Source organism: Yoonia sp. R2-816 (genome assembly GCF_046762905.1).
In the GTDB taxonomy this organism is placed as follows: Bacteria; Pseudomonadota; Alphaproteobacteria; order Rhodobacterales; family Rhodobacteraceae; genus Yoonia.
Map to the genome: position 1 here is coordinate 1 of NZ_JBKQXN010000005.1, position 538 is coordinate 538.

1 protein-coding gene is annotated in these 538 nt (G+C 54.6%); it reads right to left on the minus strand.

Features of this window, described 5'->3' with window-relative positions; genetic code table 11:
- Positions 1-538 (minus strand): DNA mismatch repair endonuclease MutL (gene mutL / locus ACFWW2_RS00020; protein ID WP_393925316.1); only part of this gene is annotated, 538 nt, incomplete at both ends.

Here is a 538-nt window from a genome sequence, read left to right on the forward strand (position 1 = left end):
CACCAGATACGTCTCGTAAGACAAACGTCACTGAGGGCTCGGCCATGGAAAGCCGCTTAACAACATCTGAAATCGCTTGTGCTTCTGAACGATCAGTGCGCATGAACTTCAAGCGAGCCGGTGTTGCAAAGAACAGATCACGGAGTTCCACAACTGTACCGGCGCGTAGGGCGGCGGGCTTTGCGGCTTCCATGTTTCCGCCAGAAACACAGATCGAAGCTGCGTCTCCATCAGCCACACGACTTGTGATTGTCAGCCGCCCCACAGCTCCAAGAGCCGGTAAAGCCTCTCCACGAAACCCAAAGGTATGAATGTTGAGTAAGTCGGACCCTTCCAGCTTGGACGTTGCATGACGAGACAAGGCAAGCGGCAAATCCTCGGCCGGAATACCATACCCGTCATCCGTGACACGGATCAGTGTTTTGCCGCCGTCAGCAATATCGATTGTAATCCGGGTCGCCATCGCATCAATCGCGTTCTCGACCAGTTCCTTCACAGCCGATGATGGTCGTTCGACAACTTCGCCAGCAGCAATGCG